This window comes from Streptomyces sp. Y20, from assembly GCF_043195475.1.
Lineage (GTDB): Bacteria > Actinomycetota > Actinomycetes > Streptomycetales > Streptomycetaceae > Streptomyces.
The window spans coordinates 324,828-346,739 of the sequence record NZ_JBIDDP010000009.1; the positions used below are offsets into that span (position 1 = coordinate 324,828).

General features: G+C 71.8%; 23 protein-coding genes. 14 read left to right on the top strand and 9 right to left on the bottom strand.

Annotation, left to right across the window (positions count from 1 at the left end; all coding sequences use genetic code 11):
- Positions 1–194 precede the first annotated feature (194 nt).
- The 3 genes from fabG to ACGFT1_RS24140 all read left to right on the top strand — a co-directional run bounded on the left by fabG (position 195) and on the right by ACGFT1_RS24140 (position 2,200).
- The gene (gene fabG, locus ACGFT1_RS24130) at positions 195–914 is read left to right on the top strand and encodes a 3-oxoacyl-[acyl-carrier-protein] reductase (protein WP_356823286.1); all 720 of its coding nucleotides are present in this window, start codon (positions 195–197) and stop codon (positions 912–914) included.
- 5 nt (positions 915–919) lie between these two features.
- Positions 920–1,687 carry an enoyl-ACP reductase FabI gene (gene fabI / locus ACGFT1_RS24135; RefSeq protein ID WP_373911027.1) on the top strand — a complete coding sequence of 256 codons (768 nt, stop codon included), beginning with the start codon at positions 920–922 and terminating at the stop codon, positions 1,685–1,687.
- Positions 1,688–1,849: 162 nt separating this feature from the next.
- Positions 1,850–2,200, top strand: coding sequence for a hypothetical protein (locus ACGFT1_RS24140; RefSeq protein WP_373911028.1), 351 nt, complete (start codon positions 1,850–1,852; stop codon positions 2,198–2,200).
- Here the strand turns inward: ACGFT1_RS24140 and ACGFT1_RS24145 are convergent.
- Positions 2,178–2,870 carry a FadR/GntR family transcriptional regulator gene (locus ACGFT1_RS24145; protein WP_373911029.1) on the bottom strand — a complete coding sequence of 231 codons (693 nt, stop codon included), beginning with the start codon at positions 2,868–2,870 and terminating at the stop codon, positions 2,178–2,180. The genes ACGFT1_RS24140 and ACGFT1_RS24145 overlap by 23 nt on opposite strands.
- A gap of 124 nt (positions 2,871–2,994) precedes the next feature.
- Here ACGFT1_RS24145 and ACGFT1_RS24150 point away from each other — a divergent pair, with 124 nt between their 5' ends.
- From ACGFT1_RS24150 to ACGFT1_RS24165, 4 genes are all read left to right on the top strand, one after another.
- Complete coding sequence (locus tag ACGFT1_RS24150; RefSeq protein WP_373911057.1) at positions 2,995–4,266, top strand: CynX/NimT family MFS transporter; 1,272 nt, start codon at positions 2,995–2,997, stop codon at positions 4,264–4,266.
- A 57-nt stretch (positions 4,267–4,323) separates the two neighbouring features.
- Positions 4,324–4,443, top strand: coding sequence for an SGM_5486 family transporter-associated protein (locus ACGFT1_RS24155; RefSeq protein WP_276209447.1), 120 nt, complete (start codon positions 4,324–4,326; stop codon positions 4,441–4,443).
- A gap of 245 nt (positions 4,444–4,688) precedes the next feature.
- Complete coding sequence (locus ACGFT1_RS24160) at positions 4,689–4,895, top strand: hypothetical protein (protein WP_373911030.1); 207 nt, start codon at positions 4,689–4,691, stop codon at positions 4,893–4,895.
- A gap of 75 nt (positions 4,896–4,970) precedes the next feature.
- Positions 4,971–5,489, top strand: a complete 519-nt coding sequence (locus ACGFT1_RS24165) for a histidine phosphatase family protein (protein WP_373911031.1) — start codon at positions 4,971–4,973, stop codon at positions 5,487–5,489.
- 205 nt (positions 5,490–5,694) lie between these two features.
- Here the strand turns inward: ACGFT1_RS24165 and serB are convergent, their stop codons facing one another.
- Positions 5,695–6,918: a phosphoserine phosphatase SerB gene (gene serB / locus ACGFT1_RS24170; protein WP_373911032.1), complete on the bottom strand. Its 1,224-nt coding sequence runs from the start codon at positions 6,916–6,918 to the stop codon at positions 5,695–5,697.
- 725 nt (positions 6,919–7,643) lie between these two features.
- Between serB and ACGFT1_RS24175 the strand changes: the two genes are divergently transcribed.
- Positions 7,644–10,244: an FHA domain-containing protein gene (locus ACGFT1_RS24175; protein WP_373911033.1), complete on the top strand. Its 2,601-nt coding sequence runs from the start codon at positions 7,644–7,646 to the stop codon at positions 10,242–10,244.
- An 86-nt stretch (positions 10,245–10,330) separates the two neighbouring features.
- On the opposite strand, the gene ACGFT1_RS24180 is transcribed toward ACGFT1_RS24175, so the two are convergent.
- The 3 genes from ACGFT1_RS24180 to ACGFT1_RS24190 form a co-directional block, all read right to left on the bottom strand.
- Positions 10,331–11,107, bottom strand: a complete 777-nt coding sequence (locus tag ACGFT1_RS24180; protein WP_373911034.1) for a transglycosylase SLT domain-containing protein — start codon at positions 11,105–11,107, stop codon at positions 10,331–10,333.
- A 320-nt stretch (positions 11,108–11,427) separates the two neighbouring features.
- On the bottom strand, positions 11,428–12,525 hold the full coding sequence (locus ACGFT1_RS24185) for an S-adenosylmethionine:tRNA ribosyltransferase-isomerase (RefSeq protein WP_373911035.1): 1,098 nt from the start codon (positions 12,523–12,525) through the stop codon (positions 11,428–11,430).
- Positions 12,522–13,220 carry an SDR family NAD(P)-dependent oxidoreductase gene (locus tag ACGFT1_RS24190; protein ID WP_373911036.1) on the bottom strand — a complete coding sequence of 233 codons (699 nt, stop codon included), beginning with the start codon at positions 13,218–13,220 and terminating at the stop codon, positions 12,522–12,524. The genes ACGFT1_RS24185 and ACGFT1_RS24190 overlap by 4 nt, the downstream gene beginning before the upstream one ends.
- Before the next feature lie 238 nt (positions 13,221–13,458).
- Here ACGFT1_RS24190 and ACGFT1_RS24195 point away from each other — a divergent pair, with 238 nt between their 5' ends.
- Complete coding sequence (locus ACGFT1_RS24195) at positions 13,459–14,628, top strand: GAF domain-containing sensor histidine kinase (RefSeq protein ID WP_373911038.1); 1,170 nt, start codon at positions 13,459–13,461, stop codon at positions 14,626–14,628.
- Positions 14,621–15,262 carry a response regulator gene (locus ACGFT1_RS24200; protein ID WP_373911039.1) on the top strand — a complete coding sequence of 214 codons (642 nt, stop codon included), beginning with the start codon at positions 14,621–14,623 and terminating at the stop codon, positions 15,260–15,262. The genes ACGFT1_RS24195 and ACGFT1_RS24200 overlap by 8 nt, the downstream gene beginning before the upstream one ends.
- 34 nt (positions 15,263–15,296) lie before the next feature.
- Here ACGFT1_RS24200 and ACGFT1_RS24205 read toward each other — a convergent pair whose 3' ends face one another.
- Entirely contained in the window at positions 15,297–16,085 is a 789-nt protein-coding gene (locus ACGFT1_RS24205) for a hypothetical protein (protein WP_373911040.1), read from the bottom strand.
- Positions 16,086–16,236: 151 nt separating this feature from the next.
- Between ACGFT1_RS24205 and ACGFT1_RS24210 the strand changes: the two genes are divergently transcribed.
- The 3 genes from ACGFT1_RS24210 to ACGFT1_RS24220 all read left to right on the top strand — a co-directional run bounded on the left by ACGFT1_RS24210 (position 16,237) and on the right by ACGFT1_RS24220 (position 18,644).
- On the top strand, positions 16,237–17,034 hold the full coding sequence (locus ACGFT1_RS24210) for an ABC transporter ATP-binding protein (RefSeq protein WP_373911041.1): 798 nt from the start codon (positions 16,237–16,239) through the stop codon (positions 17,032–17,034).
- A 71-nt stretch (positions 17,035–17,105) separates the two neighbouring features.
- Positions 17,106–17,537 carry an NfeD family protein gene (locus ACGFT1_RS24215; protein ID WP_373911042.1) on the top strand — a complete coding sequence of 144 codons (432 nt, stop codon included), beginning with the start codon at positions 17,106–17,108 and terminating at the stop codon, positions 17,535–17,537.
- A 123-nt stretch (positions 17,538–17,660) separates the two neighbouring features.
- Entirely contained in the window at positions 17,661–18,644 is a 984-nt protein-coding gene (locus tag ACGFT1_RS24220; protein ID WP_373911043.1) for an SPFH domain-containing protein, read from the top strand.
- Between the two features lie 89 nt (positions 18,645–18,733).
- On the opposite strand, the gene ACGFT1_RS24225 is transcribed toward ACGFT1_RS24220, so the two are convergent.
- The 3 genes from ACGFT1_RS24225 to ACGFT1_RS24235 form a co-directional block, all read right to left on the bottom strand.
- Complete coding sequence (locus ACGFT1_RS24225) at positions 18,734–19,240, bottom strand: HNH endonuclease (protein WP_373911044.1); 507 nt, start codon at positions 19,238–19,240, stop codon at positions 18,734–18,736.
- A gap of 167 nt (positions 19,241–19,407) precedes the next feature.
- Positions 19,408–19,947, bottom strand: coding sequence for a YbhB/YbcL family Raf kinase inhibitor-like protein (locus tag ACGFT1_RS24230; protein WP_373911045.1), 540 nt, complete (start codon positions 19,945–19,947; stop codon positions 19,408–19,410).
- 44 nt (positions 19,948–19,991) lie between these two features.
- Positions 19,992–20,774: a sporulation protein gene (locus ACGFT1_RS24235; protein WP_373911046.1), complete on the bottom strand. Its 783-nt coding sequence runs from the start codon at positions 20,772–20,774 to the stop codon at positions 19,992–19,994.
- Between the two features lie 100 nt (positions 20,775–20,874).
- Between ACGFT1_RS24235 and ACGFT1_RS24240 the strand changes: the two genes are divergently transcribed.
- Entirely contained in the window at positions 20,875–21,525 is a 651-nt protein-coding gene (locus tag ACGFT1_RS24240) for a DNA-3-methyladenine glycosylase (RefSeq protein WP_373911047.1), read from the top strand.
- Positions 21,526–21,912 lie beyond the last annotated feature (387 nt).

Below are 21,912 nucleotides of genomic sequence, written 5' to 3' on the forward strand. Positions count from 1 at the left end.
GGCGGACCACACCTTCGGGGGTCGCGGACCGGCCGAATCTGTAGGGACCCGACAGTGACACTCCCGCGCCACTGTCGGTGCCCGAATGTCCCCGCGGGAATCCGGACCGATAGGTTTCTGGTGAAGCCGCCTGTCATCCAGGTGTCCGGGCGGATTGTCGGACTGCATCAGACCGCTATCGAAAGGGTGATCCGTTGAGCCGCTCGGTTCTCGTCACCGGAGGCAACCGGGGCATCGGCCTCGCCATCGCCCGCGCATTCGCCGACGCAGGCGACAAGGTCGCGATCACGTACCGCTCGGGTGAGCCGCCGGCCGCCCTGACGGAGTTGGGCTGCCTGGCCGTCAAGTGCGACATCACCGATCCGGAGCAGGTGGAGCAGGCCTACAAGGAGATCGAGGACCAGCACGGTCCGGTCGAGGTGCTGATCGCCAACGCCGGCGTCACCAAGGACCAGCTGCTGATGCGCATGTCCGAGGAGGACTTCACCTCGGTCATCGACACCAACCTCACCGGCACCTTCCGTGTCGTCAAGCGCGCCAACCGCGGCATGCTGCGCGCGAAGAAGGGCCGGGTCGTCCTGATCTCGTCCGTGGTCGGCCTCCTCGGCTCGGCGGGCCAGGCGAACTACGCCGCCTCCAAGGCCGCCCTGGTCGGCTTCGCGCGTTCCCTCGCCCGGGAGCTCGGCTCGCGCAACCTCACCTTCAACGTCGTCGCGCCCGGCTTCGTCGACACCGACATGACGAAGGCGCTCTCCGACGAGCAGCGCAAGAACATCGTCTCGCAGGTGCCGCTCGGCCGTTACGCGCAGCCGGAGGAGATCGCCGCGACGGTGCGGTTCCTCGCCTCGGACGACGCCTCGTACATCACTGGAGCCGTCATTCCCGTTGACGGCGGACTGGGAATGGGTCACTGATCACCATGAGCGGAATTCTCGAAGGCAAGCGCATCCTGGTCACGGGTGTGCTGATGGAGTCCTCCATCGCCTTCCACGTCGCCAAGCTCGCCCAGGAGCAGGGCGCCGAGATCATCCTGACGGCGTTCCCGCGGCCCACGCTGACCGAGCGCATCGCCAAGAAGCTGCCGAAGCCGGCCAAGGTCATCGAGCTGGACGTGACGAACGAGGAGCACCTCGCGCGCCTGGCCGACATCGTCGGCGAGGAGCTGGGCGGGCTCGACGGCGTCGTCCACTCCATCGGCTTCGCCCCGCAGGACGCGCTCGGCGGCAACTTCCTCAACACGCCGTTCGAGTCGGTCGCCACGGCCATGCACGTCTCGGCGTTCTCCCTGAAGTCGCTGACCATGGCCTGCCTGCCGCTGATGCAGAACGGCGGCTCGGTCGTCGGCCTCACCTTCGACGCCCAGTACGCCTGGCCGCAGTACGACTGGATGGGCCCCGCCAAGGCCGCCCTGGAGGCCACCAGCCGCTACATGGCGCGCGACCTGGGCAAGCAGAACATCCGCTGCAACCTCGTCTCGGCGGGCCCGATCGGCTCCATGGCCGCCAAGTCCATCCCGGGCTTCAGCGACCTGGCCGCCGTGTGGGACTCCCGCTCCCCGCTGGAGTGGGACCTGAATGACCCCGAGCCGGCCGGCCGCGGTGTCGTCGCCCTGCTGAGCGACTGGTTCCCGAAGACCACGGGCGAGATCATCCACGTCGACGGCGGTCTGCACGCCATCGGCGCCTGACCCGCACCGGGCCTCACCGACGCCCCGTTCCCCGCCGTCACGGCGGGGAACGGGGCGTCACCCGTTCGGCTCACCCGCCGGGCCGCCCCCGCCACCCCGGCGCACCCTGGAGTACGCCGTCCCCCGCAGGTCCCTCCGCAGCCCGGCCGAGGAGGTCCCCTTGTGCGCCTGTCCCGCAGTCTCGCCCCGGTGACCGTGGCCCTGGCCCTCGTCCTCTCCCTGCCGTACGACGCGCTGCCGCACGCGCGCGTGAGCGACGGGAAACCGCCCGCGCCGAGCCGGTTCGGCGCCGCCTGCCGTACGGCCGTGCACGGCTCCCGCGTGGTGGCCTACTGCCACAACCCGTACGTCGACATCGACCGCGTGCGTCTGCACATCGAGTGCGCCCGCTGGTGGGACATCGACACCGACAGCGCCCCGGTGGACGCCGGGCCCGCCCTGACCGTACGGCTCACCGGCCGGTGCTGGAAGGAGGTCGGTACCGTCTGGGTCAGCCACCAGAAGGCGCGGTGAACCGGCCCGGACGGCACAGGAACGGATAGCTCGCGGCCTCCCGGGCCGCGGACTCCGCGTCCCCCGCGCGGATCGCGTCCGTCAGCCGCGTGTGGTCCATGTACGTCCCGGGAGTCAGCTCCGCGCCCACGTCCGCGCGCAGCCAGTCCCGCATCACCTCGCTCAGGTCGGCGTACATCGCGGTCATCACGTCGTTGTGGGAGGCGGCCACCACCGCCAGGTGGAACGTGGCGTCGGCCGTCACGAAGGCCTCGGTGTCCCCGCTCCGCCAGGCTTCCTCGCGTCGCGCCAAGAGCGCGTCCAGCTGCTTGAGGTCCTTCTCGGTGCGCCGCTCGGCGGCCAGCGTGGCGGCGGCCGACTCCAGCGTGGAACGCAGTTCGGCGATGTGCCGCGGGTCGGCGTCCGCGAACCGGCGGTGCATCACCCCGGCCAGCTCGCTCGTCGCCACCACGTACGTGCCCGAGCCCTGGCGGATGTCCAGCAGGCCGTTGTGCGCCAGCGCGCGGACGGCCTCGCGGACGGTGTTGCGGGCGACCCCGAGCTGCTCGACCAGTTCCGGCTCCGTCGGGATGCGCGAGCCGACCGGCCAATCGCCGGAGGTGATCTGTTTGCGCAGTTCGGCGATGACCTGCTCGGACAGAGCCGAACGACGGGGGTGGCTCAAGGGCATGGCACACCTTCGCACGCGGGGCCCGGGCACGGAGCTCCCGGGGATGGACAACCAATCATCCCATGATTCTATGATGGGCCTCATGGCTAGTGAGGAAACCCGGACAGCGGACACCCGTACGGCGATGGCACCGACCGAACACGGTACGGCCCCCGAGGCGCGCCCGCACGGAACGACCCCCGGGCCGCCCCCGCGCGCGTGGGCGGCCCGGCTGGTCGTCGTCGGCATCGTGCTCTCCGCGCTCAACCTCCGCCCGGCCATCACCAGCCTCGGCGCGCTCCTGGAGGAGGTCCGCGACGGCCTCGGCATGAGCGGCAGCGTGGCCGGCCTGCTCACCTCCGTTCCCCCGCTGTGCTTCGCCGTCTTCGGCGTCACCGCCCCCCGCCTGGCCCGCCGCTTCGGAGCGGCCGCCGTGGTGTGCGCGGGCATGGCCGCCATCACCGCCGGCCTGCTCATACGGCCCTACGCCGGGAACACCGCCGGATTCCTGGCCGGCAGCGCGCTCGCCCTGATGGGCATAGCCGTCAGCAACGTCCTCATGCCCGTCGTCGTCAAGCGCTGGTTCCCCGACCGCGTCGGCTCCATGACCGGCCTGTACTCGATGGCCCTCGCCCTCGGCACCTCCCTCGCCGCCGCGGTCACCGTCCCCCTGACCGACGCCCTCGGCGGCCACTGGCAGCCCGGGCTCGCCGTGTGGGCGGCCGTCGCCGCCGTCGCCGTCCTGCCCTGGCTGCCGCTCGTCCGGGACCGCGGCACGGCCCCGGCCGGGGAACACCGCCGGCCGGCGCCGGAACCGGCCCGGACCGCCCCGCTGCGGATCTCCCGCAGCCGCACCGCCTGGGCCCTCGCCGTCTTCTTCGGCCTCCAGGCCACCGCCGCCTACATCACCATGGGCTGGATGCCGCAGATCTTCCGGGACGCCGGTGTCCCGGCCGGCACCGCGGGCGTGCTCCTCGCCGTGACCATGGTGATGGGCGTGCCACTGGCCTTCGTCATCCCGCGGGTCGCCGCGCGGCTGCCCCACCAGGGGCCGATCGTGCTGGTCCTGGGCGTCTGCGGACTCGCCGGATACGCCGGGCTGTACCTCGCCCCGGCCGGCGGCGCCTGGGCCTGGGCGATCCTCCTCGGTGTCTCCAACTGCGCGTTCCCGCTGGCACTGACGATGGTCGGCATGCGGGCCCGCAGCGGGCCGGGCGTGGCCCAGCTGTCCGCGTTCGCGCAGAGCACCGGCTACCTGATCTCGATCCCCGGCCCGCTGCTGGTCGGCGTGCTCTACCAGCAGAGCGGCGGCTGGGGCCTGCCGATCGCCCTCATGGCGGGCCTCATGGTGCCGCAGATGGTGGTGGGCTTCCTGGCGGGCCGCGACCGTACGGTGGAGGAGGAGGCGGCGCGCTGACCCGTCCGGGCGCGCCCCGGCGGCCGGATCCGGGGGACAAGGTGCGAGACTTGGCGCATGCAGCCTGTGCTCGACCCGAACCCGCAGAACGGCCAGAAGAAGATGCTGCTCGTCTTCGGCTCGTTCTTCGCCATCTTCGTGATCATCGCGATCATCGCGATCATCGCGTCTCCCTGAACGACCGCCCCGCCCCGCCGGCCACCGCCCCCGGCGGACGGTCGTCCCGCCGCAGCCGTTTCCCGTGGGGATGCCTCAGCCGTTCTCCGCGGGGATGGTGGGGCTGGCCCCCCATCCCCTAGGGGGCCAGGGTCAGGGTGAAGTGGGTGGAGTTCCGGATGGGTTGGCGGCCCCGGATTCCGTAGCTTCGAGAGGTGACCGCACCCGGCGGTGACGGACCCGCTCGAGGACCCACGGAGGCGATCATGCCGCTCCGCACCCACTCCCGGCCCCACCCGGCGACCCCGGGCGGCTTCGACACCAGGCTGCCCTGGTGGGCGCTCGCCCTGCCCGCGCTGGCGTTCGTCGCCCTGCTGACGCTGATACTGAACCCGTCGGACGCCCACGCGGCCGGCGGCGCCCCGGCCACGGCGCGCCTCCTGGAGCACGCCCAGCGGCTCCTCGCCCGCTGACCGGGCCCCTCACGCGGTGAATCCCCATGTCAACTCCCTGAGCCGGGTGCCCTGTTTCATGCGAAGCTGGATTCCATGAGCGTCGCAGAACCCCGCAGGATCGCCCTCTTCCGGCACGCCAAGGCCGACTGGCCCGATGTCTCCGACCATGAGCGCCCGCTCGCCGAGCGGGGCCGTCAGGACGCCGCGGTCGCCGGACGCAAGCTGGCCGACACCGGCCTCACCTTCGACCTGGCCCTGTGCTCCACGGCGACCCGGACCCGCGAGACCTGGAAGCTCGCCGTCCACGAGCTGTCGCACCGGCCGAAGACGGTCTACGAGGAGCGGGTCTACGACGCCTCGCCCGGCGAGCTGATCGCCGTGCTGGACGAGATCCCGGAGGACGTGCGGAACGTGATCCTGATCGGCCACAACCCGGGGGTGCACGGCCTGGCCGAGATCCTGGCCGGCTCGGCCGAGGGCGACGCCCGCGAACGGATGAACCGCCGGGGGTTCCCCGCCGCCGGGTTCGCCCTGCTGACCGTCGACGGCCCGTGGAAGAGCGTGGAACCGGGCGTGGCCACCCTCACGGACTACTGGGCACCCTCCGAGTGACCCGGCCGGCCGCCCCCGGCAGCTGACTCCCGGCGCGCGACCTCCGGCCGGCCCGGTGCACCGGTGGGCCGGGATGCCGAAGGGTCCGGCACCGCACCGGGCACCGGACCCTCGGGCAAGCGTTTCCGGCCGGGCCCGGGCCGTGCCGTCCGACCAGTGCCGAGTCGCCTCGGACCGGGGCCGGGTCCGGCCGGGAACGCGGGGCTCAGCCCTCGTCGTGGGTTTCGGCCGCCTCGACCTCGTCCCGGGTGATGCCGAGGAGATACAGGACCGTGTCGAGGAAGGGGAAGTTCACCGCCGTGTGCGCGGCCTCACGGACCACCGGCTTGGCGTTGAAGGCCACGCCCAGCCCCGCCGCGTTCAGCATGTCCAGGTCGTTGGCGCCGTCACCGATCGCCACGGTCTGCGACAGCGGCACCCCGGCCTCCGCGGCGAACCGGCGCAGCAGCCGCGCCTTGCCCGCTCGATCCACGATCTCGCCGACGACCCGGCCGGTCAGCTTCCCGTCGACGATCTCCAGCGTGTTGGCCTGCGCGAAGTCCAGCCCGAGCCGCTCCTTCAGGTCGTCCGTGACCTGGGTGAAACCGCCGGAGACCACGCCGACCTCGTAGCCGAGTCGCTTCAGGGTGCGGATCAGCGTGCGCGCGCCCGGGGTCAGCCGGACCTCGGCGCGCACCTTCTCCACCACCGACGCGTCCAGCCCCTCCAGCAGCGCCACGCGTGCGTGCAGCGACTGCTCGAAGTCCAGCTCCCCGCGCATCGCCGCCGCCGTCACCTCGGCGACCCGGTCCTCGCAGCCCGCGTGGGCGGCGAACAGCTCGATGACCTCGTCCTGGATCAGGGTCGAGTCCACGTCCATGACCACCAGCCGCTGGGCCCGCCGGTGCAGGCCCGCCGAGACGACCGCTATGTCGACACCCAGTGCCGCCGCATCGGAGACCAGGGCCGTGCGCAGCGGCTCGGTCTCCACACCGGACACCGCGAACTCCACCGCCGTCACCGGAAACTTGGCGAGCCGGAAGATACGGTCGATGTTGCCGCCGGCCTTGGCGATCCGGGCGGCGATCGCGGCCGTCGACTCGGCGGTCAGCGGATGACCGAGGACGGTCACCAGGGAGCGCCCGAGGCCGCGCGGGCGGTTGTCGCCGTGCCCGGACAGGATCTCGGCCTGCATCTTCATCGACTCGGCCCAGCTGTGCACGGTGGCCCGCAGATCACCCTCGAGGCCGGCCGGCGGCTGCGTCACCAGCGCGCACAGCACCAGGCGGCCCCGGGTGACGACCTGCTCGATGTCGACCACGTCCACGAGGTAGGCGGCAAGGGTGTCGAAGAGGCCGGCCGTGATGCCCGGCCTGTCCTTGCCGAATATCTTGACGAGCAGGGTGGGCACATCGGGGGTCTGCGAAGCGGGGATCTGCGAAGCGCTCATGGTGTCACCACCGTATCCGGCACCCCGTGCCTCCTGCCGCCGAGGTCCGCCTGACGGACAGGGAACAACAGGTGCGGGGCCGGTGTCGACCAGCTTGCCGCGAAGGCCGGCGCCGCCCTGTGCGCACGGCACCGGTCCGCTTCCCTCACGAGGATCCCACGGCCGGCACGGGACGGCAGATCCAGGCGATGATCACCGCGCCGCTTCATGGCCTCCGGGCGGTGACCGCGGGCGGCGGCTCGTCGCCCCGCGTGCTCCCGGGCACTGGCCCGGACGCGGGTGCGGGCCCCTTCGCGCCCCAGGAGCAGGACCCGCACCAGGATCAGGACGAGGACCGGGAGCAGGCTCCGTACCACCGTGCCCGCAGGGGCGGGGAGTTCGGCCGGCGCACTCACGACTCCTCCCGCCGCAGGGGCCGCAGCGAGGACCGTGACAGGGGGCAGGGCAAGGGGCAGGGCACCGGCCGGGCTCGCACCGAGTGGCGTGATCCCGGCGCAGGAGTGAGCCACCCCCCGAGTGGGACCGAGCCGCCCGCCCGGAGCGCCGCAACGGCCCCCGCCTGGGCCCGGGGACGGATCGGGGTGGGCCGAAGCGCGTGCCGACACCCTTGGCAAGGCCCGGATTTCGGTCAGGGGGCCGAGCCTGAAATAGTTCCCCACGATGTTCGACATCCCTAGACTCCCCGCGACGGGGGCAATTCGGGGGACAACTCAGTGGGGCATGGAGTGCCGGAACTCGTACTCGAAACAAACGGACGTACCTGGACGCTCGATCCGTCCAGGACCTACACCCTCGGACGCGATCCGCAGGGAGACATCGTCTTCGACGACGCCAGGGTGTCCTGGCGGCACGCCACGGTCAGCTTCGACGGCCGCGGCTGGGCCATCGAGGACCATGGCAGCACCAACGGCACGTTCGTGCAGGGCCGGCGGATCCAGCACATGGAGATCGCCCCCGGCGCGTCGCTGCACCTGGGCAACGCGACCGACGGTCCGCGGCTGAACCTGTCCGCCGCCGTGGCGCCGGCCGGCGGCCCGGCCCAGCAGCCGCAGTCGGCGCCCTACGCGGCGGCGGGCGCGCCCGGCTGGTCCCAGCAGGCACCCGCCCACCAGCAGCCCGACCCGCACCAGACGCCCGCGCACCAGGCATCCGTGCCGCACCAGGCGTCCGGGCACCCGCAGGCTCCCGGGCAGGAGTGGCAGCAGGCGCCCGCGTTCCCGCAGCAGCAGGGCGGGTCCGCCGAGCAGTACGCGCAGCAGGCGCCCGGTGGTGGCGCGGGGGCGCCGCCGGTCCACGGTGACCGCAGCCCGACCACGTTCCACCAGTTCTCCCTCGGCCGCGTGATGCGCATCGGCCGTGCCTTGGAGAACGATCTGGTCGTCTCCGACCTCCAGGTCTCCCGCAACCACGCGGAGTTCCACGCCACACCCGACGGCCGCCTCGAGATCCGTGACCTCGGCTCGCACAACGGCACGTACGTCAACGGCCAGCCGATCGCCAAGGGCGGCAGCGCGCTGCTCGGCCCGACCGACATCGTCGGTGTCGGCCACTCCGCGTTCCGCATCGTCGGCGACCGCCTCGAGGAGTTCGTCGACACCGGTGCGGTCTCCTTCTCCGCGCGCCACCTGACCGTCACCGTCGACGGCGGCAAGCAGATCCTCAAGGACGTCTCCTTCGGTGTCCCCGAGAAGTCGCTGGTCGCGGTGATCGGCCCGTCCGGCTCCGGCAAGTCGACCCTGCTCAAGGCGCTCACCGGCTACCGGCCCGCCAATCAGGGCGAGGTCCTCTACGACAACCGGAACCTGTACAAGCAGTTCGCCGAGCTGCGCCAGCGCATCGGCCTGGTCCCGCAGGACGACATCCTGCACAAGGAGCTGACCGTCAGGAAGGCCCTGAAGTACGCGGCCAAGCTGCGCTTCCCGGCCGACACCACCGCGCAGGAGCGCAACGCCCGCATCGACGAGGTGCTGCGCGAGCTGAAGCTCGACATCCACAAGGACAAGAAGGTCACCTCGCTCTCCGGTGGCCAGCGCAAGCGGGTGTCGGTGGCGCTGGAGCTGCTCACCAAGCCGTCGCTGATCTTCCTGGACGAGCCGACCTCCGGTCTCGACCCGGGCATGGATCGTGACGTCATGCAGCTGCTGCGCGGCCTCGCCGACGACGGCCGCACGGTCCTCGTCGTCACCCACTCCGTGGCCGAGCTGGCCCTGTGCGACAAGCTGCTGGTCATGGCGCCGGGAGGCGCGGTCGCCTACTTCGGTCCGCCGGAGGAGGCCCTGAACTTCTTCGGCTACGACAGCTGGGCCGATGTCTTCTCCGCCTTCGAGAACTACCGCGACTACGACTGGGCGGGCCGCTGGAAGGGCTCGCAGCACTACCAGATGTACGCGGCGGACCTCGACTCGGTCGCCCCGCAGTCCGCACCCGGGCCGGTGCCCCAGGCCGTCAGACCGCCCAAGCCGCAGGGCTGGGGCTCCCAGCTGATGACCCTGATAAGGCGCTATGTGTCGGTCATCGCCTCCGACAAGGGCTTCCTGGCCCTGACGGTGATCCTGCCGGCGGTCCTCGGCGCGGTCAGCCTGCTGATCGACCACAGCCGCGGTCTGCTGGTCAACGAGGCGATCAACCCGAGGACCGGCACGCACGTCCCGAACGGCACGGCCACCACCGTCCTGCTGATCCTCGCCGTCGGGGCGTGCTTCGCGGGCGCCGCGAACTCGGTGCGTGAGCTGATCAAGGAACGGGTGATCTACGAGCGGGAGCGCGCGACGGGCCTGTCCCGTTCGGCCTACCTGATGTCGAAGGTGGTCGTGCTCGGTGCCGTCACCGTGCTCCAGGGCCTGATGGTCGGCGTCATCGGCTTCGCCAGCCGGGAGATCCCCGCGAAGGGGCTCGTCCTCGGCGGCTCGACGCTGCTGGAGCTGTGCCTGCCGATCATGGCGCTGGGCTTCACCTCGATGATGGTCGGCCTGGTGATCTCCTCGCTGGTGAAGACCGCCGAGAAGACCATGCCGCTGCTCGTCATGTTCGCGATCATCCAGGTCGTCTTCACCGGCTGCCTGTTCGCGCTGCACGGCACGCTCGGCGTCAACGAGTTCTCGTACCTGATGCCGTCGCGCTGGGCGGTGGCCGCGGCCGGCACCACGCTGGACTTCAACAACATCGCCCCGAACACCGACGACCCGGGCAGCACCGACCCGCTGTGGGACCACACGGCCGCGGCCTGGGGCCTGGACATGGTCGCGCTGATCGCGCTCGGTGTGGCCTGCGGCTTCTTCGTGGCCCGCTTCCTGCGCCGCCACGAGCCGGAGGTCATGCGCAAGTAACCGCACGCCCGTACGACGCCGAAGGGCGGCGCCCCCGCAGTGGGGGTGCCGCCCTTCGGCGCCGTCACCGAGGTCCGCGCCGGCCCTCAGTACGCGCTGTTGACGTTGTCGATCGAGCCGTACTTGTCCGCCGCGTAGTTGGCGGCGGCGGTGATGTTGGCGACCGGGTCGTAGATGTTCCAGGACGTGCCGGAGACGTGGTACGCGGTGAAGGTCGGCGGGATGACCTGGAGCAGGCCCTTGGACGGGATGCCGTTGACGGCGTTGACGTCCCAGTTGTTGATGGCCTGGGGGTTGCCGGAGGACTCCCGCAGGATGTTGCGGTGCAGGCCGTTGTAGGAGCCCGGGATGCCCTTGGTCCTCATGATGTCCAGGGCCTGGCGGATCCAGCCGTCGAGGTTGTCGGCGTACGTCTTGGCGGCGACCGGCTGCATCTGCGGGCGCTGGGCGGAACGGTCGGCGGCCGGACGGGCGGCGCGCTCCTGCACGGCCTTCCGGACGGCGGCGGCCTGCGCGGCCTTCTTCCGCGATGCGGCTTCGGCGGCCTTCTTCTGCGCGGCGGCGTCGGCCGCCTTCTTCGCGGCGGCCGCGTCCACGGCCTTCTTCTGTGCCGCGTATGCGTCGAGCTTGACGTTCGTGCCGGCGAGCTGGTCGGTGACCGTGCCCTTCACGTTCTTCAGGGAGGTGCCGGCCGCGACCTGCGCGGTCGCGGCGGGGGCGCCGGTGGTGACGGTTCCGGCGCTGCTGGGGACGGCCGAGAAGGCGAGCGCGGCGGTGCCGAGCGCGGCGACACCGGAAAGGACGATCCCGTGCTGCTTCGTCAGGGCACGACTGCGAGCACGGCCGAGAATGTTCTTGGGCATGGCTGATGGACCTCTTCGATAGCGCGGAGGCCGCTCTGCGTCCGCCGGAGGAATCGGCTCCCCCCGCACGAACGCCGCGGGCGGAACCCGCGGCGCTGAGCGACGAAAGCAATTCTTAGCTGGCGCAAAATCCCTAGGCAAAGGTGTGACGTACGATCCTGGGTAGTGGATCAGGGAGGGGCAAAATAGGACAGACAGGGCCGTCTGTCCCGTTCATGCGGGCCGGTTCGTCTCCTATGCCCCTTCGTACGTGATGCAGGCCCTATGTGCGGGCTCACACCGCGCTCCCCGCACTCTCACGATGGGTTGCCGCCGCAACGCTATGGGTGAGGGTCCTTGCGCGGGAGGAGGAGATGGACGTCGCCGAACTCGTGCCACAGGTAGCGCCCGCGCAGCGCCTCCTCGTAGGCACGGTCCACCGCCGCCCGCCCGGCGACGGCGTCCAGCATCAGCAGATGCGAGGCCTCCGGCTCGTGCAGCCCGGTCAGCAGCCCGTCCACCACCCGTACCCCGCGTGCGGGCGTCACCACCAGATCTGTCCACCCCCCGGCGGCCCGCACCTCCCCCTCCGGCCCCACCGCCGACTCCACGGCCCGCACGGCCGTCGTGCCGACCGCGATCACCCGGCCTCCCGCCGCCCGTACGGCGGTGATCAGCCGGGCCGACGCCGCCGGCACCGCGAACCGTTCCGGATACGGCGGCTCGTGCGCCTCCGCCGACGACACGCCCGTGTGCAGGACGACCGGCGCGAACAGCACCCCCCGGCTCACCAGCTCCGCCACCAGCCGTGCGGTGAAGGGCCGGGCCGCGCTCGGCATCTCCGCACTGCCCGAACCGTCCGGCGACGGCAGCGCGAACACCGTCCGGTACGCGGACAGCGGCTGGTCCCGCCGCGTGTAGGAGTACCGGATGGGCCGCCCGTGCTCCCACAGCACCTCGCGTACGTCCGCCCCGGCCGCCCGCGCCCACCACAGCCGCTCCCCGCGCGCGCTCAGCGGCTCCTCCAGCACCAGCCGGCCCCCGCCCGGCAGGGCCACCTCCGTACCCGCCGCAGTGGACGCACGCGCGCGCGTGGTGCCGTGTCCGTCCGGTTCCCGCAGCTCCACCGCCCACCGCCCATCGTCCCCCCGGGTGGAGAAGTGCACCACCACGCGCGCGTCCCCGGCCCGCCCGTCCACGGCGGCGGCCAGCGTCGGCGAGGTGTTCACCACCAGCAGGTCCCCGGCCCGCAGCAGCTCCGGCAGCTCACGGAAGGCGTGATGCGTCACCCGCGTCCCGCGCGACACCAGCAGCCGTACGGCGTCCCGGCCGAGCCCCGGCCCCCGCAGCTCGGCCGGCACGCGCGCGGACAGCTCCTCGGGAACCTTCCCCCACGCCCGGACCGCCCCCACCGGGGGAACCCCCGCCCCCGCGGTCACCGCTCCTCCCGCAGCCCGGCCGCGGTGTACCGGCCACTCGCCGGACGCCGGTCCAGCAGCCGCAGGAAGGCCGGTGCGATTTCCTCCGGCGCCGGCATCCCCGACAGGTCCTCGTCCGGCTCGGCCGCGGCGAGCATGTCCGTGCGCATCCCGCCCGGGTCCACCCACCACACCCGCAGCCCCGGCTCCTCCACCGCGAGCACGGCGGACAACTGCTCCAGCCCCGCCTTCGTCGCCCCGTACGCGCCCCACGCGCGGTAGGCCTCCACCGCCGCGTCCGAACCGACACCGATCACGGCACCCGCGGGCGCCTCCCGGAGCAGCGTCAGCGCCTCCTGCACCAGCCCCAGCGGGGCCACCAGGTTGGTCTCCAGAGCGGCACGGAAGCCGTCCAGCGACTGGCCGGCGAGCGGCACCAGCGGCTCGGCGCCCAGGACCCCGGCGTTGTTCACCACCAGGTCCAGCCCGCCCAGCCCGCGCGCCGCCGCCACCAGCTCCGCCCGGTGCCCCGCATCCGTCACGTCCCCGGGCAGCACCCGCACCCGGGTGCCGTGACCGGCGACGGCATCAGCCGCCGCCGCCAGGGCGCCCGCGCCCCGGGCGTCGAGCACCAGATCCCAGCCCCGCGCGGCCAGCGCCCCGGCCAGCGCCCGGCCCAGCCCCTTCGAGGCGCCCGTGATGATCGCTACCGGCATGACTACCGTCCCCTCGTCCCACCGCCCCCGCGGGCGGTGCGATCACCGTAGGAACGGCACGCCCCGCACCGCCTCGGACGCGGGCCGCAGAGCCCGGGGTCCCTTCGGTCTACACCCCGGGCCGCCCGCCCCGCGCCCCGGGCCGGAGGCCTACGCCGCAGGTCCTACGCCCAGCGGACCGGGTCCCGCCGGCACCGGACCGATCCGCCGTGTCACACCCCGCCGGTACCGTGAGCACATGAGCCAAGGCCCCCGGTCCGGCCTCGCCGCGGTCAGTTCCGCGCTGCTGGCCATGAGCAGGCACCTGGAGGTGCGCGACGTCCTCAAGACGATCGTCGCCTCCGCCCGTGAACTGCTCGACGCGCAGTACGCCGCCCTGGGCGTCCCCGACGACCACGGCGGCTTCGCCCAGTTCGTCGTGGACGGCGTCAGCGACGCGCAGTGGCGCGCCATCGGCCCGCTCCCGCGTCAGCACGGCATCCTCGCCGCGATGCTCCGCGAGGCGAAGGCCGAGCGCCTCGCCGACGTGCGCGAGGACCCCCGCTTCGAGGGCTGGCCGTCCGCCCACCCCGACCTGGCCGACTTCCTGGGCCTGCCCATCCGCGACGGCGACGACGTCATCGGCGCGCTCTTCCTCGCCAACAAGCTGTGCGCTCCGCAGGGACACCCCCCGAGCCCCAGGCCCGAGGGCGGATGCGGCTTCACCGAGGAGGACGAGGAACTGCTCGGCATCCTCGCCCAGCACGCCGCCATCGCCCTGACCAACGCCCGCCTCTACGAGCGCAGCCGCGAACTGACCATCGCCGAGGAACGCTCTCGGCTCGCCCATGAACTGCACGACGCGGTCAGCCAGAAACTCTTCTCCCTGCGCCTGACCGCCCAGGCCGCCGCCGCGCTCGTCGACCGCGACCCCGCCCGCGCCAAGGACGAGCTGCACCAGGTCGCCGCCCTGGCCGCCGAGGCCGCCGACGAACTGCGCGCCGCCGTCGTGGAGCTGCGGCCCGCCGCCCTGGACGAAGACGGCCTGGTCGCCACCCTGCGTACCCAGATCCAGGTCCTCGACCGCGCCCACACCGCGCGCGTGACCTTCACCGGCAACGGCTTCCGCGCCCTGCCCGCCGCCCAGGAGGAGGCCTTGCTCCGGGTCGCCCAGGAGGCACTGCACAACGCCCTGCGCCACTCCGGCGCCGCCCACGTCGACGTCAGCGTGCGGCGGAGCGGCTGCGGAGCGGTCCTGCGCGTCACCGACGACGGCGACGGCTTCGACCCCACGGCGGTCCGCCGCGCCGGACGCCACCTCGGCCTGGTCTCGATGCGGGACCGGGCGAGCGGCGCGGGCGGCACGCTGACCGTGGAATCGGCGCCCGGGAAGGGCACCACGATCGAGATGGAGGTCCCCGGTGGGTGAACCGATCAAGGTGCTCCTCGTCGACGACCACCAAGTCGTCCGCCGGGGCCTGCGCACCTTCCTGGAGGTCCAGGACGACATCGAGGTCGTGGGCGAGGCCGCCGACGGCGCCGAGGGAGTCGCCCGCGCCGAGGAGCTGCGGCCCGACATCGTGCTGATGGACGTCAAGATGCCGGGCACGGACGGCATCGACGCCCTGCGCCGGCTGCGTGAACTCGGCAACCCCGCGCGCGTGCTCATCGTCACCAGCTTCACCGAGCAGCGCACGGTCGTCCCGGCGCTGCGCGCGGGCGCCGCCGGGTACGTATACAAGGACGTGGACCCCGACGCCCTCGCCGGCGCCATCCGCTCCGTGCACGCCGGACACATCCTGCTCCAGCCGGAGGTCGCCGGTGCCCTGCTCTCGCAGGAGGAGACCGGCACCGGTCACGGCAGGGGCGGCACGCTGACCGAACGGGAGCGCGAGGTGCTCGGCCTGATCGCGGACGGCCGCTCCAACCGCGAGATAGCCCGCGCCCTCGTCCTGTCCGAGAAGACCGTCAAGACACACGTCTCCAACATCCTCATGAAGCTCGACCTCGCCGACCGCACCCAGGCCGCGCTGTGGGCCGTACGCCACGGCATGGCCGGCTGAGACGGCCCGGCCACGCAGCCCCGCCGGCCGGCGCTCACCGCACTCCCCGCTCCCGCTCCTCCACCACCGCGTTGTACGCCGCCACCTGCGCCCGCCGAGCCGTCCGCTCCACCGGCCGCAGCGCCTCGGCACGCGCCGCCATCTCGGCGGAGCTGACCGCGCCCCCGTGCCCGTGGTCGTACGCCAGCGACACCAGCAGCCCCACCCGCTGCGCCAGCTCCAGCACCCGCACCGCACGGGGCGGGTACCCCGGCGCCAGCACCTCCCGGCCGCGCTCGGCCCGCGACCGGTACGCGGCGATCGCCGCCTCAGCCACCGGACCCGACCCGGCGACGTCCAGCCCGGACAGCACCTCGGTCGCCTCCCGCAGCGCCTCCGCCAGCTCCCGCTCCGCCTCGCCCAGCGACGGCACGTCCGCCGGCGGCGCCTCCCGCACCGGCAGCACGCGCCACACCACCTCCACGTGCACATCACCCTCGGGGCCGGCCTCGGACACCTCGGGCACCAGCCCGGCAGCAGTGCCGTGGCAGACCACCGCCTCCCCGGCCTCCAGCGCCCGCGCGTTGAACTCGGCGGGCCCGCTCAGCCCCAGTGGATGCCCCGGCGCAGGCAGTGCCACCCGCAGCCCGGTCACCCCCAGCGCGCGCAGCCGTCCCAGCGCCAGCGTCAGACCGACCGGAACGGACTCACCGGGCAGCCCCTCCACCCGGTGCACCGCGTCCTCGCCCACGATGGCGAGCACGGCGTCGTCCGGAGAGACAACTCCGGCCAGAAGGGCGTTTCCCCAAGCGGCAAGGCGTCCTGAACGCGGTTCCAAGAGCATGCCCCCACCCTAAGGACCGGACCGATGGAATGGTGCGGGACGCTCGTGGCGTAGATTTCATAAGGGCTGCGCCCGCGGGCGTGGCGGACCCGAGCCACAGGCGTACGCGACAGCCGAGACCGGCGACACTGCAAGGGGAGACAACACGCTCATGAGCGATGTTCTGGAGCTTCAGGACGTATCCGTGGTCCGGGAGGGCCGGGCTCTGGTCGACCAGGTCTCCTGGTCGGTGAAGGAGGGCGAGCGCTGGGTCATCCTCGGTCCCAACGGCGCCGGCAAGACCACCCTCCTGAACGTCGCCTCCAGCTACCTCTACCCCAGCAAGGGCACCGCCACCATCCTCGGCGAGACCCTCGGCAAGCCCGGCACCGACGTCTTCGAACTCCGCCCCCGCATCGGCATGGCCGGCATCGCCATGGCGGAGAAGCTCCCCAAGCGCCAGACGGTCCTCCATACGGTCCTCACCGCCGCCTACGGCATGACCGCCGGCTGGCAGGAGGAGTACGAGGCCGTCGACGAGCAGCGCGCCCGCGCCTTCCTCGACCGCCTCGGCATGAGCGACTACCTGGACCGCAGGTTCGGCACCCTCTCCGAGGGCGAGCGCAAGCGCACCCTGATCGCCCGCGCCCTGATGACCGACCCCGAGCTGCTCCTGCTCGACGAGCCCGCCGCCGGCCTCGACCTCGGTGGCCGCGAGGACCTCGTCCGCCGCCTCGGCCGGCTCGCCCGTGACCCCATCGCCCCCTCGATGATCATGGTTACGCACCACGTCGAGGAGATCGCCCCCGGCTTCACCCACGTCCTCATGATCCGTCAGGGCAAGGTCCTCGCCGCCGGCCCGATCGAGCTGGAACTCTCGTCCCGCAACCTCTCCCTCTGCTTCGGCCTTCCGCTTGTCGTGGAGCAGGTCGGCGAGCGCTGGACCGCCCAGGGCCTGCCGCTGTCCTGACCCGCCCCCGAGCCGGTTCCGTTCCCGTTCGCGCCCTGTCCGCCGCCCGGCCGCGGTCCTACCATGACCGTGTGAACGACATCGGCGCATGGGTGTGGTGGCTCGTCGGCGCGGCGGCGCTCGGAATCCCGCTCGTCGTCACGGCCATGCCCGAGTTCGGCATGCTCGCGGTGGGAGCCGTCGCGGCTGCGGTCGTCTCCGCACTCGGCTTCGACGCGGTCGTCCAAGTCCTCACGTTCGTCGCCGTCTCCGTCGCCCTCATCGCGGTCGTCCGCCCCATCGCGGCCCGGCACGGCAGGCAGCGCCCCCGACTCGCCACGGGGATCGAGGCATTGAAGGGCAGACAGGCCGTGGTGCTGGAGCGGGTCGACGGCTCCGGCGGCCGTATCAAGCTCGCCGGCGAGATCTGGTCGGCGCGCGCGCTCGACACCGCCCGCGCCTACGAAGTGGGCCAGGAGGTGGACGTCGTGGACATCGAAGGGGCCACCGCGGTCGTCATCTGAGAACAACTCACCGAGAACGACTCACGAGTTGCGCGACGGTCTGTCAGACTCGACCAGCAAGATCCTCAACAGCCATGAGATCTGCCTCAGGCGCCGAAGCGGAGAAGGGTACGGGGAGCGACGTTGGAACCCGTCATCATCGTCCTGGTCATCTTGGTGGTGTTGGTCTTCATCGCCCTGATCAAGACGATCCAGGTCATCCCACAGGCCAGCGCCGCCATCGTCGAGCGCTTCGGCCGCTACACGCGGACGCTGAACGCGGGCCTCAACATCGTGGTCCCCTTCATAGACACCATCCGCAACCGCATCGACCTGCGTGAACAGGTCGTCCCGTTCCCGCCCCAGCCGGTGATCACCCAGGACAACCTGGTCGTGAACATCGACACGGTCATCTACTACCAGGTCACGGACGCGCGGGCCGCCACCTACGAGGTCGCCAGCTACATCCAGGCGATCGAGCAGCTCACCGTCACCACGCTGCGCAACATCATCGGCGGCATGGACCTGGAGCGCACCCTGACCTCCCGCGAGGAGATCAACGCGGCCCTGCGCGGCGTCCTCGACGAGGCCACCGGCAAGTGGGGCATCCGCGTCAACCGCGTCGAGCTGAAGGCCATCGAACCGCCCACCTCCATCCAGGACTCGATGGAGAAGCAGATGCGCGCCGACCGTGACAAGCGCGCCGCCATCCTCACCGCGGAAGGCACGCGCCAAGCCGCCATCCTCACCGCGGAGGGCGAGAAGCAGTCCCAGATCCTGCGCGCCGAGGGCGAGGCCAAGGCAGCCGCCCTGCGCGCGGAGGGCGAGGCCCAGGCCGTCCGCACGGTCTTCGAGGCCATCCACGCCGGCGACCCGGACCAGAAGCTCCTGTCCTACCAGTACCTCCAGATGCTCCCCAAGATCGCCGAAGGCGACGCCAACAAGCTCTGGATCGTGCCGAGTGAGATCGGCGACGCCCTGAAGGGCCTCTCCGGCGCGATGGGCAACTTCGGGCCCTTCGGCGGCGGTTCGGGCAACGGCGGCAACGGCGGCAACGGCGGCAACACGGTCCCGCCCCAGAGCACCGGCACGGCCACGGAACGCCGCGAGAAGCCGACCATCGACTGAGCCCGTTCTCCAGCGTTCCGACCGCCGCGGCGGCACCTCCACTCACGGGGGTGTCGCCGTTCTCTCCTCCCCGTGCCGGGACAGCGCGCCTAGGCCGCGTCCCGGCCCAGCCACTCGGGGAGCGCGTCGAAGTCCTCGCGGCCCAGGGTCAGGAGCATCGCGTCCGCCGGCGTCGGCTCGAAGGGTTCCCGCAGCAACGTCATCCCGGCCTCCTCCGGAGTCCGGTTCGCCTTGCGGTGGTTGTCCTCCGCGCACGCGGCCACCGTGTTCAGCCACGTGTCCTGTCCGCCCCGCGACCGCGGCAGCACATGGTCCACCGTCGTCGCCCGGTGCCCGCAGTACGCGCACCGGTTCCGGTCCCGGACCAGCACACCCCGCCGCGACCACGGAGCTTGTCTTCGGAACGGCACCCGTACGTACCGGCACAGCCGGATCACCCGGGGCGCGGGTATGTCCACATCCGCACCCCGCATACGCAGTTCGGAGTGGGCCTGCTCGACGACGGCCTTGTCCTGGAGCACCAGGACGACGGCCCGGTTCAGAGTCACCGTCGACAGCGGCTCGAAGCTCGCGTTCAGAACCAGCGTGTCACGCATCCAGCCCACCTCCCATGTGCGCCGACCCACCCCCCGGCGGGCTCGGACCAACTCTGGACGGGCGCGCCGAGATGGACAACGCAATAAAAACTGCCCGCCTCCGGTCACTTCCAAGACCGGAGACGGGCAAAACTTCCATGAACGCCGGACGGCGCCGGGGGGCGGGGTCAGTCCTGGGCGGGGTTCTCGTACTCACCGATGAGCTGGGCACGGGCGAGCGCGTGGAACCGCAGGTTGAACCCGACGACGGCCGGCGAGGCGTCCGCGTCCGGACCCAGCTTCTCCCGGTCCACCGCGTACACCGTGAACACGTACCGGTGCGGGCCGTCCCCGGGCGGCGGAGCGGCACCGCCGAAGTCCCTCGTCCCGTAGTCGTTCCGCGCGTGGACGGCGCCCTCGGGCAGCCCCTCGAACTTCCCGCCGCCCGCACCCGCCGGCAGCTCCGTCACCGAGGCCGGGATGTCGAACAGGACCCAGTGCCAGAACCCGCTGCCCGTCGGCGCGTCGGGGTCGTAACAGGTCACGGCGAAACTCTTGGTCTCCGGCGGGAAGCCCTCCCAGCGCAGCTGCGGCGAGGTGTTCCCCTCCGCCTGGACCTGGGCGCTCTTCAGCGTCGCACCCTCCTCGACGTCCTCGCTCGTCACCGTGAACGACGGCACGGGCGGATGGAAGTCGTGGGGGAGCGGCCGCCGCTTCAGCTCGGTCACCTCGGTACCCTCCTGGTCGATGACTGGGATCAGCGGTTCCGAGCCTAGAACCAGTTGCGCTTGCTGCCGACCTCGGACAGCCACTGGTTGAGGTAAGCCGCCCAGTCGGTCCCCTGCCAGTCGTCCAGACCCACCTGGAACGAGCGGAAGGTGTCCGAACCCTCGCTGAACAGACCCGGCTTCTTGTCCATCTCCAGGACGACGTCCATCGCGTACTCGTCCGCCACGAAGCTCAGCTCCACCTGGTTCAGACCCCGGTACTGCGACGGCGGATAGAACTCGATCTCCTGGTAGAACGGCAGCTTCTGCCGGGTGCCCCGGATGTGTCCGCGCTCCATGTCCGCGCTCTTGAAGCGGAAGCCCAGTTGGATGAAGGCGTCCAGGATCGCCTTCTGCGCCGGCAGCGGGTGCACGTTGATCGGGTCGAGGTCACCCGAGTCCACGGCCCGCGCGATCGCCAGCTCGGTGCTCACCCCGATGTGCATGCCGCGCAGCGACTGCCCGTCGATCATCGTGACCGGCGTCTCCCAGGGGATCTCCAGTCCGAACGGCACCGCGTGCACGGCCCCGGCCGCCAGCTCGAAGGCACCCCCGAGCCGCACCTTGGTGAACTCGATGTCCTGCTTGTACTCCTGGTCGCCGCTCTCCACCTCGACCTTGGCCTGGAGACCCACGGACAGCCCCTCGACGGACTGGTTCACGGACCCGCCCTGAATCCGCACCTCACCCTGGACGACACCACCCGGTACGACGTTGACCTCGGTCAGCACCGTCTCGACCGAGGCACCGCCGGCCCCGAGGCTCGCGAGCAGCTTCTTGAACGCCATGACTCTCCCTTTGCGAATGGACCCTCGACCCCTACGAACGCGATCGGACCCCGGCCGGTTCCGCCGGTGCGGTGCTCCGTCTGGGCTACCCTCGGAGAGCATGATCGCGCCCCCGGACCGTACGCCACTGCCCCGTACCTTCTTCGACCGCCCGGTGGTGGAGGTCGCGCCGGACCTCCTCGGCCGCATCCTGGTCCGGACGACACCCGACGGCCCGATCGCCCTCCGCCTCACCGAGGTCGAGGCGTACGACGGCCCGAACGACCCCGGCTCCCACGCCTACCGCGGGCGCACCGCCCGCAACGCGGTGATGTTCGGCCCGCCCGGACACGTGTACGTCTACTTCACCTACGGCATGTGGCACTGCATGAACCTCGTCTGCGGACCCGAGGGCCGGGCGAGCGGGGTTCTCCTGCGCGCGGGTGAGGTGGTGGAGGGAGCCGAGCTGGCCCGGAAGCGGCGCGTCTCGGCCCGGAGCGACAAGGAACTGGCCAAGGGGCCGGCCCGGCTGGCGACCGCCCTGGATGTCGACCGCGCCCTGGACGGCACGGACGCGTGCGCCTCGGGAGAGACGCCACTGAGGATGCTGACCGGCACCCCGGTCCCCACCGGCCAGGTGCGCAGCGGCCCCCGGACGGGCGTCGCCGGCGAGGGCGGGAACGGGGAGCGCCATCCCTGGCGTTACTGGGTAGCGGACGACCCGACGGTGAGCCCCTACCGGGCGCACGCGCCGCGCCAGCGACGGAGTTGACGCGGCGCGCCGAGATGCGTAATGTGGCCCGAGCCGCTGAACCGGGTACGGCGATCGCCAGCAGCCGGAGCGGCCAAACAACCTCCACTCAGCCACACCCCCTCAGCGGGGTCGAATTCCGACGCGCCCGCGCGCCCGAATTCGAACTCGCGGACTCGATTATGAGTCGCCGAGGGATTCGGCTAAAGTAGTGGATGTCGAAAGGCCCGAGGTGAAAGCCGAAAGCCCGCAGACAAATCCCGCCGACCGGGAATCGGGCGCCGAAAGGGTCTGATAGAGTCGGAACCGCCGGAAAGGGAAACGCGGAAGCGGGAACCTGGAAAGCACCGAGGAAATCGGGTCGAGAAAAGATCTGATAGAGTCGGAAACGCAAGACCGAAGGGAAGC

What these genes read in the sequence shown, in the direction of transcription:
- fabI (WP_373911027.1), top strand. Translation starts at nt 920, where the DNA reads ATGAGCGGAATTCTCGAAGGCAAGCGCATCCTGGTCACGGGTGTGCTG.
- ACGFT1_RS24145 (WP_373911029.1), bottom strand. Translation starts at nt 2,870, where the DNA reads ATGCCCTTGAGCCACCCCCGTCGTTCGGCTCTGTCCGAGCAGGTCATC.
- ACGFT1_RS24150 (WP_373911057.1), top strand. Translation starts at nt 2,995, where the DNA reads ATGGCACCGACCGAACACGGTACGGCCCCCGAGGCGCGCCCGCACGGA.
- ACGFT1_RS24155 (WP_276209447.1), top strand. Translation starts at nt 4,324, where the DNA reads ATGCAGCCTGTGCTCGACCCGAACCCGCAGAACGGCCAGAAGAAGATG.
- ACGFT1_RS24160 (WP_373911030.1), top strand. Translation starts at nt 4,689, where the DNA reads ATGCCGCTCCGCACCCACTCCCGGCCCCACCCGGCGACCCCGGGCGGC.
- ACGFT1_RS24165 (WP_373911031.1), top strand. Translation starts at nt 4,971, where the DNA reads ATGAGCGTCGCAGAACCCCGCAGGATCGCCCTCTTCCGGCACGCCAAG.
- serB (WP_373911032.1), bottom strand. Translation starts at nt 6,918, where the DNA reads ATGAGCGCTTCGCAGATCCCCGCTTCGCAGACCCCCGATGTGCCCACC.
- ACGFT1_RS24180 (WP_373911034.1), bottom strand. Translation starts at nt 11,107, where the DNA reads ATGCCCAAGAACATTCTCGGCCGTGCTCGCAGTCGTGCCCTGACGAAG.
- ACGFT1_RS24190 (WP_373911036.1), bottom strand. Translation starts at nt 13,220, where the DNA reads ATGCCGGTAGCGATCATCACGGGCGCCTCGAAGGGGCTGGGCCGGGCG.
- ACGFT1_RS24195 (WP_373911038.1), top strand. Translation starts at nt 13,459, where the DNA reads ATGAGCCAAGGCCCCCGGTCCGGCCTCGCCGCGGTCAGTTCCGCGCTG.
- ACGFT1_RS24205 (WP_373911040.1), bottom strand. Translation starts at nt 16,085, where the DNA reads ATGCTCTTGGAACCGCGTTCAGGACGCCTTGCCGCTTGGGGAAACGCC.
- ACGFT1_RS24210 (WP_373911041.1), top strand. Translation starts at nt 16,237, where the DNA reads ATGAGCGATGTTCTGGAGCTTCAGGACGTATCCGTGGTCCGGGAGGGC.
- ACGFT1_RS24225 (WP_373911044.1), bottom strand. Translation starts at nt 19,240, where the DNA reads ATGCGTGACACGCTGGTTCTGAACGCGAGCTTCGAGCCGCTGTCGACG.
- ACGFT1_RS24235 (WP_373911046.1), bottom strand. Translation starts at nt 20,774, where the DNA reads ATGGCGTTCAAGAAGCTGCTCGCGAGCCTCGGGGCCGGCGGTGCCTCG.
- ACGFT1_RS24240 (WP_373911047.1), top strand. Translation starts at nt 20,875, where the DNA reads ATGATCGCGCCCCCGGACCGTACGCCACTGCCCCGTACCTTCTTCGAC.